This window comes from Pseudomonas peradeniyensis (genome assembly GCF_014268935.2).
In the GTDB taxonomy this organism is placed as follows: Bacteria; Pseudomonadota; Gammaproteobacteria; order Pseudomonadales; family Pseudomonadaceae; genus Aquipseudomonas; species Aquipseudomonas peradeniyensis.
On sequence record NZ_JABWRJ020000001.1, the window covers coordinates 804,315 to 820,986 of the forward strand.

At 66.8% G+C, this 16,672-nt stretch carries 19 protein-coding genes; 10 read left to right on the forward strand and 9 right to left on the reverse strand.

All coding sequences use genetic code 11. From position 1 onward, the window contains the following. The first annotated feature begins 46 nt into the window (after positions 1-46). From HU751_RS03645 to HU751_RS03675, 7 genes are all read left to right on the forward strand, one after another. A complete protein-coding gene (locus tag HU751_RS03645; RefSeq protein ID WP_050706449.1) occupies positions 47-319 on the forward strand; it encodes a hypothetical protein in 273 nt (90 codons plus the stop codon). Continuing rightward, on the forward strand, positions 319-624 hold the full coding sequence (locus HU751_RS03650; RefSeq protein ID WP_186732611.1) for a hypothetical protein: 306 nt from the start codon (positions 319-321) through the stop codon (positions 622-624). Before HU751_RS03645 ends, HU751_RS03650 begins: the two co-directional genes overlap by 1 nt. Positions 625-667: 43 nt before the next feature. Further along, complete coding sequence (locus HU751_RS03655) at positions 668-841, forward strand: hypothetical protein (RefSeq protein WP_225933215.1); 174 nt, start codon at positions 668-670, stop codon at positions 839-841. A gap of 31 nt (positions 842-872) precedes the next feature. Next, the gene (locus tag HU751_RS03660) at positions 873-1,259 is read left to right on the forward strand and encodes a hypothetical protein (RefSeq protein WP_186732609.1); all 387 of its coding nucleotides are present in this window, start codon (positions 873-875) and stop codon (positions 1,257-1,259) included. Between the two features lie 96 nt (positions 1,260-1,355). Continuing rightward, a complete protein-coding gene (locus tag HU751_RS03665; RefSeq protein WP_186732608.1) occupies positions 1,356-2,138 on the forward strand; it encodes a glycoside hydrolase family 19 protein in 783 nt (260 codons plus the stop codon). 79 nt (positions 2,139-2,217) lie between these two features. Further along, the gene (locus HU751_RS03670) at positions 2,218-2,772 is read left to right on the forward strand and encodes an EndoU domain-containing protein (RefSeq protein ID WP_050706444.1); all 555 of its coding nucleotides are present in this window, start codon (positions 2,218-2,220) and stop codon (positions 2,770-2,772) included. Positions 2,773-2,843: 71 nt separating this feature from the next. Beyond that, positions 2,844-3,110 (forward strand): hypothetical protein, encoded by a 267-nt coding sequence (locus HU751_RS03675; protein ID WP_186732607.1) that lies wholly within the window; start codon positions 2,844-2,846, stop codon positions 3,108-3,110. 61 nt (positions 3,111-3,171) lie between these two features. On the opposite strand, the gene HU751_RS03680 is transcribed toward HU751_RS03675, so the two are convergent. The 8 genes from HU751_RS03680 to HU751_RS03715 all read right to left on the reverse strand — a co-directional run bounded on the left by HU751_RS03680 (position 3,172) and on the right by HU751_RS03715 (position 11,931). Continuing rightward, on the reverse strand, positions 3,172-3,477 hold the full coding sequence (locus HU751_RS03680) for an NIPSNAP family protein (RefSeq protein WP_050706442.1): 306 nt from the start codon (positions 3,475-3,477) through the stop codon (positions 3,172-3,174). A gap of 162 nt (positions 3,478-3,639) precedes the next feature. Beyond that, on the reverse strand, positions 3,640-4,215 hold the full coding sequence (locus tag HU751_RS03685) for a hypothetical protein (protein ID WP_186732606.1): 576 nt from the start codon (positions 4,213-4,215) through the stop codon (positions 3,640-3,642). 171 nt (positions 4,216-4,386) lie between these two features. Then, positions 4,387-5,403: an XdhC family protein gene (locus HU751_RS03690; protein WP_186732605.1), complete on the reverse strand. Its 1,017-nt coding sequence runs from the start codon at positions 5,401-5,403 to the stop codon at positions 4,387-4,389. A gap of 47 nt (positions 5,404-5,450) precedes the next feature. Beyond that, positions 5,451-6,785, reverse strand: coding sequence for a c-type cytochrome (locus HU751_RS03695; RefSeq protein WP_186732604.1), 1,335 nt, complete (start codon positions 6,783-6,785; stop codon positions 5,451-5,453). Positions 6,786-6,802: 17 nt separating this feature from the next. Next, positions 6,803-9,049: a xanthine dehydrogenase family protein molybdopterin-binding subunit gene (locus HU751_RS03700; protein ID WP_186732603.1), complete on the reverse strand. Its 2,247-nt coding sequence runs from the start codon at positions 9,047-9,049 to the stop codon at positions 6,803-6,805. Further along, positions 9,049-9,504, reverse strand: a complete 456-nt coding sequence (locus tag HU751_RS03705; RefSeq protein WP_186732602.1) for a (2Fe-2S)-binding protein — start codon at positions 9,502-9,504, stop codon at positions 9,049-9,051. The genes HU751_RS03700 and HU751_RS03705 overlap by 1 nt, the downstream gene beginning before the upstream one ends. A gap of 149 nt (positions 9,505-9,653) precedes the next feature. After that, positions 9,654-11,156 (reverse strand): glycine betaine/L-proline transporter ProP, encoded by a 1,503-nt coding sequence (proP, locus tag HU751_RS03710; protein WP_186713492.1) that lies wholly within the window; start codon positions 11,154-11,156, stop codon positions 9,654-9,656. Positions 11,157-11,472: 316 nt separating this feature from the next. Then, positions 11,473-11,931, reverse strand: a complete 459-nt coding sequence (locus HU751_RS03715; protein WP_186732601.1) for a GNAT family N-acetyltransferase — start codon at positions 11,929-11,931, stop codon at positions 11,473-11,475. Between the two features lie 142 nt (positions 11,932-12,073). Here HU751_RS03715 and HU751_RS03720 point away from each other — a divergent pair, with 142 nt between their 5' ends. Next, positions 12,074-12,649 carry a hypothetical protein gene (locus tag HU751_RS03720; protein ID WP_186732600.1) on the forward strand — a complete coding sequence of 192 codons (576 nt, stop codon included), beginning with the start codon at positions 12,074-12,076 and terminating at the stop codon, positions 12,647-12,649. 24 nt (positions 12,650-12,673) lie between these two features. On the opposite strand, the gene HU751_RS03725 is transcribed toward HU751_RS03720, so the two are convergent. After that, positions 12,674-14,395 (reverse strand): amidohydrolase, encoded by a 1,722-nt coding sequence (locus HU751_RS03725; RefSeq protein ID WP_186732599.1) that lies wholly within the window; start codon positions 14,393-14,395, stop codon positions 12,674-12,676. Between the two features lie 185 nt (positions 14,396-14,580). Between HU751_RS03725 and HU751_RS03730 the strand changes: the two genes are divergently transcribed. Continuing rightward, positions 14,581-15,498 (forward strand): LysR family transcriptional regulator, encoded by a 918-nt coding sequence (locus HU751_RS03730; protein ID WP_062574456.1) that lies wholly within the window; start codon positions 14,581-14,583, stop codon positions 15,496-15,498. A 100-nt stretch (positions 15,499-15,598) separates the two neighbouring features. Next, on the forward strand, positions 15,599-16,669 hold the full coding sequence (locus tag HU751_RS03735) for a C45 family autoproteolytic acyltransferase/hydrolase (protein WP_186732598.1): 1,071 nt from the start codon (positions 15,599-15,601) through the stop codon (positions 16,667-16,669). Positions 16,670-16,672: the final 3 nt, after the last annotated feature.

Sequence of the window (16,672 nt, forward strand, 5' to 3'; positions counted from 1 at the left end):
CTAGCCAGGGGTTGGCCGTCAGACTTTTCCGGAAAGGAGTTCCGTGATGTTCGATCTAACGGACGTGGGATATGTGAAACGCATCGTCGTCGGCAGCACCGATCCGGAGAAGCTGACGTCGCACGAGCTGATCCAGGCGCAGACCGCGTTGCTCAACCGCTGCCTCAGCGAGCCGCCCAAGGGGCGCATCGTCGGCATCGAGAAAACCTTCAACCTGCTCAACATCGGCGAGCACCAGGTGGTGCTGCAGTCACTCATCTACCACGTGGGCTTCGCCCGTCGGCCGTTCTGGCTGGCCGACGAACAGGAGGCCTCGTGATGAACCACTTCGCAGAGTTCGTCCACGCGCTGGGCGGCGCCGTGCAGTGCGCGCGGCAGGCCACCGGGCAACGCTGGCCGGGGATCCGGATCGCAGAGATGCAGGTGGTGCTGGCCGCCACCCTTGAGCCCGGCGATGCGCCGGGGAGGCTGGCACTGCGTGTCGGTCGCGCGCCACGGCGCAATGAAACCTTGCATGAGCTGAGTATCAATGTGCCCGGCGATGCCGGTGAGGCGATTGTCGTTCGCCTCGATGGCGAGCTGTTCGGCCACTACGGGAGGCCCGGTGATGGCCAGGCCGACTGAGCGCTCGATGCGTTTGCTGCTTTCAACCCAGGAGACCCGAACCATGCGCACGATTCTCAAGAACAAACCAGGCCAACCGGCTCGGATGTCCACCGGCAAGCGTGTGCTGTGCGCCATTGGCGCAGCCGCATTGTCGGCGCTGGTGGCGTTGGGGGCGATCCAGCCCGACCTGGCCCTGGCCATCGCCAAGTGGGCGGGGCTGGTGCTGGCGTTCTGAACCCATGAATCACCCAACAAGGAGAGTCACCATGAGACATCTGGCAACCGCACTGGCCGGTGCCCTTGCACTGGCCGGCCTGGGATCGGCGTGGGCCGACGAGTACCAGGGCACATTCAAGGACAACGGCACCAACGTGCCGGTGCTGCTGAACATCGATCCAGGCGCAGGCTTGGGCAAGAACGCCGGCAAGGTGCGCTTCGGTGCGGGATGGGCCTGCGATTTCGCCCTGGAGTTCAACGGTGCAGACGGGCCGGAGCGCAGCTACAGCCTCAAAGGCGGTGGGGCGGGTCGCTGCGGGCCGCTGACCCTGGGCTACCTGCAGAGTCGCCAGGGCAGTGACGGCCTGCAGATCCAGTTGTTCACCCAGGCCAACAAGCTCGCCTACAGCGCCACCCTGGTACCGCCCGCCAGGTAGCCGCCACAACCAACCGTCATCCATTCGCTTCGCCTTCAAGGCACGGCCTGGCCGCTGCCCCACGGGGAGCGGCTTGCCTGAAAAAAGGAGCTGACCATGTGCATCACCAACACCGTAGGGGCGGGCGGCAACAACGCCACCGCCGATGTGCGCAGCCTGCAGCTGCTGCTCAACCTCAACAGCGGTCAACGCGGCTTCAGCTGCGCGCTTGGCATCGATGGCCTGTGGGGGGGCGGCACGCGCAGTGCGCTGGACACCTTCCAGCAGATCATCGGCAGTCCGCAGGGCAAGCCGGTGGCGCCGGGCGATGCGACCCTGGCCGCCTTGCGCGTGGGCTTGCCTGGTGGGCTGGTCGCGCCCAAGTTGTGGCTGGCGCTGATCAATGCCAGCGGCGCACGTATCGATGCCTTCCACCAACCGGTGCTCGACGTGCTGACCCGCTACCGCATCGACACGCCGCTGCGCATCGCCCACTTCCTTGCCCAGATCGCCCATGAGAGCGGCTGCCTGCGATACACCGAGGAGCTGGCCTCCGGGAGTGCCTACGAGGGCCGCAAGGACCTGGGCAACCTGCAACCGGGCGACGGGCCGCGCTTCAAGGGGCGCGGGCTGATCCAGCTGACCGGTCGCGCCAACTACCGCCAGTACGGCCAGTACTGCAAGCGCGATTTCGAGAGCAAGGACGATCCCACGCTGGTCAGCAGCGACCCGGCCCTGGCGGTGGACGTCGCCGGCTGGTTCTGGGCCAACCGCAAGCTCAACGACTGGGCCGACAAGGATGACCTGCGTGAGGTCACCCGCCGCGTCAATGGCGGTTTCAACGGTCTCGACGACCGCGCCGCGTACCTCGCCCGGGCCAGGTGGCTGCTGATCGGCTGAACCCCATTCCCCCTTTTCGCCGGCAGCGGCGGAACCCGAGGACAACAACGTCCTGTCACCGTAAAAAAGGAGCTTCATGATGAAAAAGACTTTCGTATTCCCACATGCACGCGCCGCGCTGGCTGGGTTGGCGGTCATCGGCAGCCTGGCGTTCAGCCTGGTGCCGGTGGCGTCCGCCCAGGCCGCCGTGGCATGCCCACAGCCCAACTCGGGCGGCGTGCCGGCGGTCAATCAACAGCATGTGTTCTGCGGCGAGGTGGCCAACAACCGGGCCAAGGGCTTCCACAGCAGGCCTGGCGGACAGTTGCCCGCCACCGTGGCCTTCACGGCGGCGACCACCAATACACCGGTCGGGCCGGCCGGGATCTATGTCCTGCGCAGCTTCAACATCACCCAGAACGGCGTGACCGCGAGCAAGTCCATCTCCACCATGTTCCCGGACAGCTGCTCGCAAGCCAATGTGGTGGCGGCCATCCAGAATGCCTACAACAACCGCACCTCGCTGAACGGCAACGAGTTCCGCGGGCCGTCGGGGGCTCATTGCGTGGCCGGCAACCCTGGCGCATCGTTCAACATCGTCGGTTATCTGAATGGGGCTGGCACGGTGGTGACCACCGCCTATCCTGACTACTGATCCTGCGTCACCCTCACCAGGGCCGGGCATCATGCCCGGCTCTTCCGTATCCCTGGCAAAGGAGCCTGCTCATGTCCAACCCCCGCCCCCCAGGCCTGCAGCAGTTCCTCGACGACGAGATGACGGCCGTGGCACTCGAGCATTTGCTCGAGAAGGCCCTGGCCGCACGTCGCAACCGGATGGTGGAGGCCTACAGCGGCAACGCCTACCACGTTGCCTTCGAAGAGGACGTCGTAGTGATCGAACACCATTACAGGGAGGACTGGCCTGCGGTGCGCCTGCCTTTGGACAGTTTCATCGAGACCCTGCAGGGTTGGCAGCCGAAGGCGCGCTACTGAAACCCTGCGTCGGGCCGGCACGCCGGTGGTGCTTGCCACGTTTTTCGCGGGCCTGTGAAGGTCAATCGAGCACTGGCCGCAGGAAGTTGCGTTCGTAGCTGAGGATGAAACGTTGCTCGTTGGCCAGGGCGAAGGCGGCGATGCATTGCGGGTCGGTTTCCGAGGCTTTGCGGTACTGCTCGTAGGCGGCCAGGCTGGGGAAGCTGAACAGGGCGTAGGCGACATTGTTGGCGCCTTCGCTGGGCAGGAAGTAGCCGTGGTGGGTACCGCCCATGCGGTTGACCAGGCCGATCCACAGCTTACCGTAGGCCTCGAAGGCCGGGATCTGGTAGGGGTCGATGATGTACTTGAGGTGGCAGGTGATCATTGCACGCAATCCTTTGGGTGAGCCGGGTGGCTCACCTTACAGCGGGCGCGGGCGCGGGTGAAGACGCAACAAAACGGCACGGCCAGGCGCATCGCCATGGGAAACCTCCTGAAGGGGGGGAAGGGCTCACATGATGTTCGATGCGCGGGCCGGCCAAAGGTTTTACTGGGCTGGGCGTGAGGTCTCCACGCTCAGCACTTCGGTATAGATGGCTTCGACGGTCTGGTCGAGCTTGAGGTTCTTCATGCGTGCCTGCAGTTCGGGGTCTTCGACCTTGACCACCTGCAGCTTGCCTTCCGGTGGCAGCAGGGTGACTTCGTGGGTGTTGAGGTCGATTTTCTTGATCTGCGAGGTGACCTTGACCTGGCGGAATGCCTCGCCACCTGGGTTGGGGTTGGCCGCGGTGGCGCGGATGGTGCCCGACTCCTCGGAGGCCTTGGGCGCGCCGCCGACATTGGTGTTCAGTACATAGGCGATGGCACGGGTGACTTTGATGTTGACCTGGTCACCGACCTTGAGGTTGGGCAGGGCCTTGGCCTGCTCGGTGAGCTGGAAGGTCACGTCCTTGTCGTGAGGCCCCTTGACCGTGACCTGGCGGTTGGGCAGGTCGATCTTGGTCACTTCGGTGGTGACATGGCTTTCCAGCGCTTCGCTGGCGATGGGCAGTTCGGCGGCGTGGGCGGTGAGGCTGGCGGCAAAGATGAGCGAGGCGAGAGCGATGGCGCGGGTTGGGTTCATTGGCCTGTCTTCCTTGTGGTCGATACCGGTGGGTGTATGCGAGAAGAAGCATAGACACTGGTTGGCAGATGTGTGGCCAATGCTGGCCTTATCGCGGGGCAAGCCCGCTCCTACAGGCCGGTGCAACTACCTGTGGGAGCGGGCTTGCCCGCGATGAGGCCCTTGCAGGCATTACAAAGGCTGGCCAAGGTACTCACCTTTGGCCCCGGACACACTCACCGCCCCCGGCAAGCTCACGGCATTCTTCGCCGCCAGCACTTCGGCCATCACGCTCACCGCGATCTCCGCCGGGGTCTTGCTGCCGATATAGATGCCAATGGGCCCATGCAGGCGCTCAAGGGACTGTTCGGTTTCGCCGAAGTGCTCGATCAGCCGCTCGCGGCGCAGCTGGCTGTTGCGCCGCGAGCCGATGGCGCCGATGTAGAACGCCGGGCCATGCAGGGCCTCTAGCAGCGCCAGGTCGTCGAGCTTGGGGTCGTGGCTGACGGCGATGATGCAGGTGCGCAGGTCGGCCTTGAAGTCGCGTACCACATCGTCCGGCATGCCCTTCAGGTATTCGACGCCGGCGACCGACCAGGTGGCCATGTGCTCGGGCCGTGGGTCGCACACCGCCACCCTAAAGCCGTTGAACAGGGCCATGGTCGCCAGGTACTCGGCCAGGGCGCCGGCGCCGATCAGCAGCATGCGGTAGCCGGGGCCGAGGGTGTTGGTCATCTGCCGGCCATCGAAGCAGAACTGTTCCGGGGTGGCGGTGGGTTCGAGGTCGACCGCGCCGTTGGCCAGGGTCAGCTGGCGACGCATCAGCTGGCCGTTGTCGAGTTGCCCCAGCAGTTGTCGCAGCGGGGCGATGGCGGGCATGAATTCGAGGATCAGCTCCAGCGTGCCGCCGCATGGCAGGCCAAAGCGGTGGGCGTCGTCGGCGCTGATGCCGTAGCGGATCACCTCGGGCGCCCCCTCGGGCAGGCCGGGGCCGCCATAGGCGGTGGTGTAGCGGTGGATCAGGTCGTCCTCGATGCAACCGCCGGATACGCTGCCGACCACCCGGCCGTCGTTGCGCAGGGCCATCATCGAACCCACCGGGCGCGGCGACGAGCCCCAGGTGCGGGCGACGGTGGCGAGCAGCACGCGATGGCCGGCCTGGAGCCAGTCATGGGTGGTGCGCAGGACCAGCAGGTCGATGCTTTCCATGGTGTCCTCGTGAGTCTGTAGCTCGCGCTTTACCCGTGGGAGCGGTATCAGCGCATATGCAGGATGATCGGGCTGCTGCTGGCCGGGTCGGTATGCCCGCGCAACGTGCCCACCGCCTTGGCCTCTACCGCGCCGCCGTGATTGCCCCACGCACTGCGGGCGAAACTCAGCACCTGGGCGATCTCCTGGTCCGACAACTGCTCGCGGAACGCCGGCATGCGGTAGGCATCCGGCACCCCGGCGGCGACGATGCGCTGCGAGCCGTTGAGGGTGATGTTGATCGCCGAGGCATTCTCCGCGGCCAGCATCGAGGTGGCGCCCGCCAGTGGCGGCATCCACTCGGCCTGGCCCTTGCCGTCCAGGCCATGGCAGCTGGCGCAGCGGGTCGCGTAGGTATGCGCCCCCGGCGTGTCGGGCCCTGCGGCAAGCGCCTGGTACTGCCAGGGTGCGCCGTCACGCCCCGGATCGCCGGGCAGCGACTTGAGGTAGCGGGCGATCGCGTTCAGGTCGTCGTCGCTCATGAACTGCGTGGAGTTGTTGAACGCCTCGGTCATCGAGCCGTACACCACCGCGTGCTTGTTTCGCCCGGTCTTGAGGAACTGCACCATCTGCGGCTCGCTCCAGCGCCCGAGCCCGGTGTTGTGGTCCTGGCGCAGGCTCGGCGCGTACCAGCCATCGAGCAGGGCGCCGGCGAGGAACGGCGCGCCGCTTTCGTCCAGGGCCTTCTCGTTGAAGGCCAGGCCCCGAGGCGTGTGGCAACTGCCACAGTGGCCGGGGCCCTGGACGATATAGGCGCCGCGATTCCACAGCGGGTCCTGGTCGGCCTTCTGCGCATAGGTGCTGGTCGGCGCGAACAGGCCGTTCCACAGGGCAATGGGCCAGCGCAGGTTCAGTGGCCAGGGAATGTTGCTGGGGACATTGGCCTCGGCGACCGGCTGCACGCCCTTCATGAAGAACGCATAGAGCGCCCGCACATCGTCGTCGCTGAGCTTGACGTAGGACGGGTAGGGCATGGCCGGGTACAGCCGTCGCCCACCCGGCGCGACGCCCTGGCGCACGGCGCGGTCGAAGTCGGCCAGGCTGTAGGTGCCGATGCCGTGCTCGCGGTCGGGGGTGATGTTGGTGGCATGGATGGCGCCCAGCGGCGTGGCCATTTCCAGGCCGCCGGCAAACGGCGCCTTGCCCGGCAGGCTGTGGCAGGCCACGCAGTCGCTGAGCCGCGCGACGTATTCGCCACGGCTGACCAGGGCGGCGTCGGCGCTGTCCGTGGCGCTGAAGGGCGAGGCGGGCTCGCGGGTGACGTACCAGGCCAGCAGGCCTGCCGCGACCAGGCACGGCAAGGCCAGCCAGCCTGCGGTTCTTGCGAATCGGCTGTTGTTCATGGGCTGTCCTTGTCGTGTCAGCTGAAGGTATGGCGGCTCAGGGGCATGCTGCGCACGCGCTGGCCGGTGAGCTGCGCCACGGCGTTGGCCACCGCGGGCGCCACCGCCGGCAGCGGTGGCTCACCGATGCCGCCCATCTTCGCCCCGCTCTCGACGATGCGCACATGCACCCGGGCCATGCGCGACGGCGGCAGCACCGGGTACAGGTCGTAGTTGCGCGCCCTTGGCATGCCGTTGAGCCACACCGATTCCTCCAGCAGCACCTGGGACAGGCCCAGGGACACGGCGCTGTTGACCTGGGCCTCGATGATCGCCGGGTTGACGATGCTGCCCGGGTCGATGGCCTGCCAGATGTCGTGCACCCGGACCTGGCCGCCCTCCAGCGATACCTCGGCGATCACCGCCGCCTCCGAGCCGAATGGCGAGGCCATGGCCACGCCACGGGCTCGCTTGCTGCCGTCCTCGGCGGTGAACGGGCCGCGTTTCCAGCCACCGGACAACTCACCCACCGCCTGCAGCAGGGTGGTCAGGCGCGGGTTGCCCTGCAGCAGCTGCAGGCGCAGCTCGAAGGGGTCATGGCCGCCCTTGTCGGCCAGTTCATCGAGGAACGACTCGTAGAAGAAGTCGTTCAGCGAGTTGCCCACCGAGCGCCAGTAGCCGAGCATGGCCGGGCCTTTGACGTAGATCTGCGCGGTGCGCTTGTTGGCGATGGCATAGGCCTTGCCCGACAGACCTTCGAGGGCGGTGGGGTCGACCTTGTCGCCCTGCTTGCCGGCGAGCGCCTCGGTCGGACCTTCGGTGGCACTGATTGCCTCGATGGCCACCGGCAGGCCTTTTTCGTCCAGGCCGGCGCGGAACTTGACCACGGCCATCGGCCGCATGGCATCGCGCAGGAACTCCTCTTCGCGGCTCCAGATCAGTTTCACCGGCCGGCCCACGGCCTTGGCCAGGGCGATGGCCTGCGGGTAGGGGTTGGCCGAGTCGTACAGGAAGTGGCGGCCGAAGAAGCCGCCGAGCAGCGGCGAGTGCAGGGTGATCCGCGCCGGGTCCAGGCCGGTGCGCTTGGCGATGTCGTCGCGGAACATGTCCTGGGCCTGGTTCGGCAGCCACACCTCCAGGCTGCCGTCGGGGTTGAAACGGGCGGTGGCGGAGGGCGGCTCCAGCTGAGCATGGTTGAGGTACTGGTTGTGGTAGGTGGCCTCGACCGTGGTCTTGGCGCTGGCCAGGGCGCCCGCCACGTCGCCTTGGTTTTCCTCGTCACGGCTCGGCCCGCCCTGGGCGGCCAGGTGGTCGCGCCAGCCGTCAGTGGAAAAATCGGCGGGCATTGGCCGCACCTGGCTGTCGGCTGCCGCCTCCTTCCAGTCCACCTGCAGCGCTTCGACCGCGCGCTTGGCGTGCCACCAGCGTTCGGCGACCACGGCCACCGCGCCGGGCAGTTGGTGCACCGAGTGCACGCCCTTCATGGCCTTGACCTGTTCCTCGTTGCGCAGTCCGCCGACAGTCATGCCCAGGCGCGGCGCATGCTGCACGGCGGCGTGGAGCATGCCGTCGACCTTGATGTCGATGCTGTAGATGGCCTTGCCGGTGGACTTGTCATGGGCATCGAGGCGTTGCACCGGCTTGCCGATCCAGCGGAACTGGCTGGGGTCGCGCAGCTTGACGCTGGCCGGGTCCGGCACCGGCAGGTCCATGGCCTTGGCGGCCAGTTCGCCGTAGCCGAGCGAGCGCCCCGAGGCGGCATGCACCACCTTGCCCGGCTCGGTGCCCAGTTCGGCGACCGGCACGCCCAGTTGTTCGGCGCCGGCCTGCAGCAGCATGGTCCGGGCCAGGGCGCCGAGGCGACGCATGGTCGGGTAGCTCATGCGCACCGACATGCTGCCGCCGGTGATGCGCCAGCCGTTTTCCATCACCACGTAGGCCTCACCTGGTGGCGCGCTGTCGACCACGAAGGTGGCCGGGTCGGCATCCAGTTCCTCGCCGATGATCTGGGCCATGGCGGTGTTGACGCCTTGCCCGCCCTCGACGAACGGGCTGAGCAGGTGCACGCTGCCGTCCGGGCGGATTTCCAGGAACGCCGGCACCTGGGTGCCGCGCTCGGTGGTCGCGGCGGCGGCCTGCACCCGCGCCGAACCCAAGGGCAGGCCGAAGCCCAGCACCAGGGCGCCGATGGCGGTGCCGGCGAGGAAGCGCCGACGTGACAGGTTGACGGTTTCGCCGTTGCGCAGCCGCAGCAGGTCGTCGGGGGCGTCGGTACGCGCGTTCATCAGGCGTTCTCCCCTTGGGCCAGTTCGTGCACGGCGGCATGGATGGCGTTGTAGGTGCCGCAGCGGCACAGGTTGACCATGGCCGCGTCGATCTGCGCAGTGCTGGGCTTGGGCGTGTGCTTGAGCAGCGCGGTGGCCGCCATCACCTGGCCGGACTGGCAGTAGCCGCACTGGGCCACCTGGTGCTCGACCCAGGCGGCGACCACGCGCTTGCCCACGGCATCGTTCTCGATGGCCTCGATGGTGGTGACCTCGCGGCCGACCACGCCAGCCACCGGGGTGACGCAGGCGCGCACCACGTTGCCGTCCACCAGCACCGAGCAGGCGCCGCACTGGGCCAGGCCGCAGCCATACTTGGTGCCGGTCAGGCCCAGGTCGTCGCGGATCACCCAGAGCAAGGGCGTGTCGGCGTCAGCCTCGACCTGGTAGGTCTGCTGGTTGATTCGTAGTTCCATGGGCTCACCTGCTGATCATCGGTTGTGGAAGCGGGGAATACGCTGTTCCCCAATCCAGAAACGCTAGCACAGGGGCCCATTGCGCAACCGATACACCCCGTAGATTCAGAGGATCAGGCAAGCAATCCGGCGGAATGCACAAGTAGCCCTCAATCGATGCGCGGATGCTGTTGCGCGAGGGTCTTGCGCCGGGCCTCGAGCTCGGCGATCTGCGCGTCGATGTCCTCGATCTTCTGCTCGATGTTGTCGTGGTGCTCCTGCAGCAGCTCGCGGGCTTCCTCGATATCCGAGGCGGCCGGAGCGGCGCCGCGCAGCGGGCGGTTGGCGGTCTCCTTCATGGTCAGGCCGGTGAGCAGGCCGACCACGGCGATGACCATCAGGTAGTAGGCCGGCATGTACAGGTTGTCGGTGGTCTCCACCAGCCAGGCGGCCAGGGTCGGGGTGAGGCCGGCGATCAGCACCGAGATGTTGAAGGCGCTGGCCAGGGCGCTGTAGCGGATATGGGTGGGGAACATCGCCGGCAGGGTCGAGGCCATCACGCCGATAAAGAAGTTCAGCAGCACGGCGAGGATCAACAGGCCTGCGAAGATCACCGCCAGCTTGCCGCTGGTGATCAGCATGAACGCCGGGATCGCCAGCAGGAACAGGCCGACGCTGCCAATGATGATAAATGGCTTGCGCCCCCACTTGTCGCTGAGCAGGCCGATGATCGGCTGCACGAAGAGCATGCCGACCATGATCGCGATGATGATCAGCACGCCGTGGTCTTCGCTGTAGTGCAGGTTGTGCGAGAGGTAGCTGGGCATGTAGGTGAGCAGCATGTAGTAGGTGACGTTGGTGGCGATCACCACGCCGATGCAGGTCAAGAGGCTGCGCCAGTGCTGGGTGGCGACTTCCTTGAACGACACTTTCGGGCCGCTGGCCAGGCCTTCGCGGTCGCCTTGCTCGAGCTTGTCGACGTGTTGCTGGAACGCCGGGGTTTCTTCCAGGGCGTGGCGCAGGTACAGGCCGATCAGGCCCAGCGGCAGGGCCAGGAAGAACGGCAGGCGCCAGCCCCATTCGAGGAACTGTTCCTCGCCGAGCACCGTCGAGATCAGCACCACCACCCCGGCGCCGAGGACGAAGCCGGCGATCGAGCCGAAGTCCAGCCAGCTGCCGAGAAAGCCGCGCTTGCGGTCCGGGGCGTACTCGGCGACGAAGATCGACGCCCCGGTGTATTCGCCGCCCACCGAGAAGCCCTGGGCCATCTTCGCCAGCAACAGCAGGATCGGCGCCCAGATACCGATGCTGGCGTAGGAGGGGATCAGGCCGATGGCGAAGGTGCTCAGCGACATGATCACGATGGTCGCGGCCAGCACCTTCTGCCGCCCGTAGCGGTCGCCCAGGGCGCCGAAGAACAGCCCGCCCAGCGGGCGGATCAGGAACGGCACGGAGAAGGTGGCCAGGGCCGCGATCATCTGCACGCCGGGGCTGGCGTTGGGGAAGAACACCTTGCCCAGGGCATAGGCGACGAAGCCGTAGACACCGAAGTCGAACCACTCCATGGCATTGCCCAGGGCGGCGGCGGTGATGGCCTTGCGCATCTTGGCGTCGTCGACGATGGTGATGTCCTTCAAGCCGATGGGCTTGACGGGTTTCCTGCGTGATTTCATGGGCCGTTGTCCTTGAAAGCTTGGGGCGTGGCCATGGTTTGGCCAGCCTTGTACCTAGGGTCAGATACGACGGCGCGCTAAATAATTCCCTGCTGGGTCATTTGCGTGGGGCCAGCCATGCGCGATTCGTGTAGGAGATTGCCCAGCCTTTCAGGCTACGCTGTCACGCAGGTAACAGAGTTCCAACGTGGGAGCGGGCTTGCCCCGCGATGCGGTGTTTGGCACCGGCTACGCCGGTGATCGCGGGGCAAGCCCGCTCCCACGCTGCCCCAGTCAGATCAAAGAATTATGTTTTGTTCCATGAGAGCGGCGCTGGTCAGAGCGTGCGAGACATCAACCAATGGCTATGCCCCCAGGCCTCGAACGGCTCCATGCGCGTCCAGCCGCGCTTGGCGTAGTACGCATCCTGGTCGTGGGTATGCAGGTAGAGCGTGGCAACTCCGTTGCTGCGGGCATGCTCGCAGACACCTTCGATGAGCTGCTCCGCCAGGCCTTGGCCACGCGCCTCTGGGGCGACGAACACGCAGGCCAGCCAGGGACCGAGGTCGCTGCGCCCGGGCAGGTCGTCGCTGGCCAGGGCGGCGCTGCCCAGCAGGTGGTCGCCGTCCAGGGCGACCAGGCATTGCCATTCACCGTTGTGCTGGCCTTCGGCGAACGCGTGTTGCCAGTCGGACAGCGGCACATCCGCGTACTCATAGTGGAACTGTTGGTGCAGCCACTGGGCGAGGGTGTCGCTGTGGGCCATGTGGTGTTTCAGCCAGTCCAGGCGGAGCATGATGATGTCCTTTTCAGGGGCAGGAGGGGCGGACCTTTGCGCGAAGCATACACCGCGGTGGGTAAACGATGAGGGTGATGGCGTTTTGATTTTAAGGGCACGCAGCCGCTATCCTTGCGCCTGCATTCATCAAGGAAGAACCATGCGTCTGTCGTCCCGCCTCAAATCGCTTGTAGCCCTGTCACTTGCCAGCCTGCTCGGAGCCTGCTCCAACTACCACTACAAGGAGTACCAGGGTGACTGGGCGCCTGAGACGATGACGCCCTATGATCTGTCCGGCAACCAGGCCGACGCACCGGTCGTGTACTTCGCTACCGTCCGTTATCGCGCCCTGGGCGTGCCGTTCCATCGCCTGCTGCTGGCCACCCATGTCGATGACCAGTTGCTCGAAGGCGCCGGGCGCCGCTCGATTCTCGATATCGCGGGCAAGCAGGCGCTGCGGCTGACGCCGGGCAAGCACTCGTTGAGCTGGTGCTGGGCCTCGATGAACGCGCTGGGCACCGGTGGCGGCAAATGCGGCTTCACCGCGCGCGACGTCGAGTTCCGTGCAGGCAAGCGCTACATCGTCGACTTCGACACCGTCGATGCCATCAACGGCCCGCCCGGTCGAGAGACGATGACCATCACCATTACATCCGAGATTCGCGACCTCGATACCCGGGAGGTGGTCTACCCGCCCAAGGGCAGCGAAGCGTTGACCAAGAGCATGGGCGGTTGATCGACCCACCCCGCGCAAGCTGGCTCAGCGCGTGTAGATGCGTTTTCCGGCAAACCAGGTCTGCAGCACCTGGGTGTCGCGCAGCGCCTGGGGTGCGACGCTGAAGACATCGCGGTCGAGCACGATCATGTCGGCCTGCTTGCCGGCCTTGAGCGAACCGATCTGCCGTTCCAGGCGCATGGCCCGGGCGGCGTTGAGGGTATAGGCCTGGAACATCGTCTCGCGGTCAAGGGCCTCGGCGGCGTTGAGCACGCCCTTGGGGCCGGCGCGGCTGATGGCCTGGTAGATGGCCTGCCAGGGATCGGGGGTGCTGATCGGCCAGTCGCTGGCGCCGGCGATGGTGGCGCCATGGGCAAGCAGCGAGTGCGCCGGGAAGGTGTGCAGGAAGGCCATGGCATCGACGTAGGGTTTGACCAGCTCCAGATTGGCCTCGTCGGCGCTGGCCCAGTACAACTGCATCGAGGCGATCACGTCCAGCTGCTTGAAGCGTGCGTACTCCTTCGGGTTGACCATCTGCAGGTGGGTGATCGAGTGCGCGATGCCGCTGGCGCGATCACGGCGGGCCTGGGCCACGCCGTCGAGCGCCGCGCGCACGGCGCGGTCGCCGATGGCGTGCACATGCACCAGCCAGCCACGGGCGTCGGCGGCGCTCACCAGCTCGCCGAAGTGCGCCGGGTCCAGCAGCAGTTCGCCGTGCTGCCCCGAGTTGCGGTAAGGCTCGAGCATCGCCGCGCTCTGCGCCGGCATCTCGGCAACGCCATCGGCGAATACCTTGATGCCGGGCAGGGTGAGGTTGGGTACGCCGAGGAACTGCCGGCGCACCTTGTCCAGCTCATCCAGGTCGGCCGGACGGGCTTTGGAATCGGCCATCAGCAGCGCGGCCACATGGGCGGTCAGTTCGCCGCGCAGGGCGAGGTCCCTGTACACCGGCAGCACGCCGAGCGAATCGTTGTGTACCTCGGCACCGGGCAGCTCGTTGGCCAGTGGGTCCATCCAGCCGGTGACGCCCAGGCGCCGATAGTGCGCCAGGGCCTGGCGCCCGGCGCTCATCAGGGTGTCATGGGTCAGTGCCGGCAGCAGGTCGGTGACTGGGTACAGCCCGGCATCGACGAGAAAGCCGTTCGGCGTGCCGTCCGGGTGCTGGCCGATGGTGTTGCGGGCCACGGCTGGCAGGGCGGCGATCTTTGCCGCATCGATGCCGGCACGGGCGAGCATGGCGCGGTTGGCCCAGCCGGTGTGCATGTCGTTGGCGGCGAACAGGATCGGTTGGTCGGCCCACTCGCCCTGGTTGAAGCGCTGCTCGAGTGCGGCCAGGTCGTCCCAGTAGGTCGGTGGCAAGCCGCCGACGCTGAGGAACTCGCCGCGCCGTGCCTTGCCGTCGTCACGCCACTGGCGCAGGCGCTGTTCCAGCGCGTCGAGGGGGATCTGTACACCGGCCAGGTCGGCCAGTTCCAGCTGCAGGCCACCCTTGATGGCATGGGAATGAGAGTCGAGCAGGCCGGGCATCAGCACCTTGCCGCCCAGGTCGATGGTCCGCGTGCCATCGACCTTCAGGCGCAGCAAGGCTTGGTCGGAGCCCACCGCGACGATCTTCTCGCCCTCCACCGCCACGGCTTGCTGCAGTGGCTGGCCCGGCTCGGCGGTGTAGACCTTGGCGTTGTGCAGGATCAGGTCGACGGCGGCGAAGCCGGGCAGGGCGGCGCAGGCCAGGCCGGCGCCAAGCGCGATCTTCAGGAACTGCTTCATGCGATGCCTCGTGCTTGATGGGGAGGCGGCAGGCTAGCCAAGTGGGGAGGGCGTTTAAACGGCACGGCAGGCACAACTTTATTCGCGTTCTGGAAAGAGTGCTTGCTGTTCCCCGTCGATTGCCGCCTGCGCAAGAATCCATGGATACTCCACGGCGCCCCACGTGTGCCAACCAGGAAGCAACCATGGACAAAATGACGGCCCTGACCATCTTCGTTGCCGCCGCCGAGCACGGCAGCTTCAGCCGTGCCGCCGAGCAGCTGGGCAAGACGCCGTCGGCCATCACCAAGGCCGTCGCCCACCTGGAAGCCGAGCTGGGGGTGCGCCTGTTCGAGCGCACCACCCGGCGCATGGCGCTGACCGAAGCCGGCACCCTCTACCTGGAGGGCGCGCGCCAGGCCTTGATGCACCTGCAGCGGGTCACCGAGGAAGTGGAGCAGTTGCAGCATGAACTGCGTGGCACCTTGCGCATCACCGCACCACCGTCGTTCGGCCCGGCCTTTCTCAACCAGGTGTGCTGCCGCTTCATGCGCGAGCACCCGCAGGTGCGCCTGGAGGTGAACCTCAACGATGCCAACGAGGACCTGATCGACGGCGGCTACGACCTGTCGCTGCGCGACGGTCCCACCGACCAGCCCGAGCTGATCGCCCAGCCGCTGATCGAGAACCGCGTGATCCTGTGCGCCAGTCCCGACTACCTGGCCCGACGCGGCGAGGTCATTACCCTGGACAATTACGCCCAGCACGACTGGCTGCTGCTGCGCCACCCGCTGCTCAACCGCAGCTTCTGGTGGATCGAGCACGAGGGCCAGACCCAGCGCGTGCGCCAGCCGACGGCCAGGCTGGTCAGCGACAGTTTCGATTTCCTGCTGGCCTGCCTGCTCGATGGCCAGGGACTGCAGTTCATCCCCACCTGGTGCGCAGCACCTTACCTGGCCAGCGGGCAACTGCTGGAGGTGATGCCTGATTACTGGCGGGCGCTGAGCGCGTTCGGCCCCTGGGTGCATGTGCTGTACCTGCCGCATCGGCGCAATACGCGCAAGGTGCAGGCATTCATCGCCCTGTTGCATGAGCATTTGCGCGGGCAGGGCCTGCGCGCCTGAGTTTTTCCTGGTGGGCACAAAAGTTGTGCGGGGCCTGGCGATGATCGGGGCGCGGTCTCGCCGCTAGGCTTGCCGCTTGCGTCCTATCAGGAAAGCCGTCGTGAAGATCCATACCTGCGTCACCGATACCCTCGATCCCCATGCCCGCGGCCGTCAGGTCGGCGAGCGCTTTGCCGGGCAGATCGGCGAGACCACCCAGCTGTACCTGGACTTCTTTCCCCGTGTCGGCGTGACGCTGGGCGAAGCGCAGCGCATCGGCGAGAACAGCCTGGCCGCCCTCGAGGCCTGGAGCCCGGACCTGGCGGCGGAAATCGCTGGCCTGGCCGGTGGCAGCGGCCTGCCGTTGTGGCAGTTGGCGAGCCTGAATGCCCGCACCGAGGTGCTGGCGGCACGCACCCGCCACAGCGAATGCTCCACCACCGTGCACGCCTCCCGTGGCCTGCGTGCGCCGCAGACCCTGCAGACCTGGGACTGGCACGACAGCCTGTGCCCCCATGGCCTGATGCTGGCCCTGCGTAGCCGCCAGGGCCTGGCGGTCAAGCTGTTCTGCGAGTTCGGCATGCTGGCCAAGCTGGGGGTCAACAGCGCGGGCCTGGGCCTGCACTTCAACATCCTCCACCACCGCAGCGACAACACCACTGGCGGCGTGCCGGTGCATGCCATCGCCCGACGGCTGCTGGAGGAGGCACGCAGTGTCGACGAGGCCATCGAACTGGCCCGTTCGGCGCGGGTCAGCGCCTCCACCGTGCTTACTGTGTTCTCCCGCGAGGACCGCAGCCCACGTGCGGTGAGCATCGAGCTGAGTCCCGAGCGCACGGCGCTGGTGCTGCCCCGCGAGGATGGCTGGCTGTTGCACACCAACCACTTCCTCGACCCGCAGCTCAGCGCCGGTGAGCAGGTCGCCGACCGGGCCGAGACCGAGGGTCGGCTGGCCCATCTGCAACAGGTGGTCGGTCAGATGACCAGCGCCGACCCGCGAGCCCGCGCTGAGGCCATGTGCGGTGCCGCGGGCGATGCCGCGCCGATCTGCTTCCATCCGGACCTGGCGCTGCCCGACACCGAGCGCTGGGAGACCCTGCTCAGTGTGGCCATCGACACCGAGCACGGTCATCTCGACTACGTGGCCGGCACCCCGCTGCAACTGGCCAAGGCTGGCTGCCAACGCTTCTGAGCC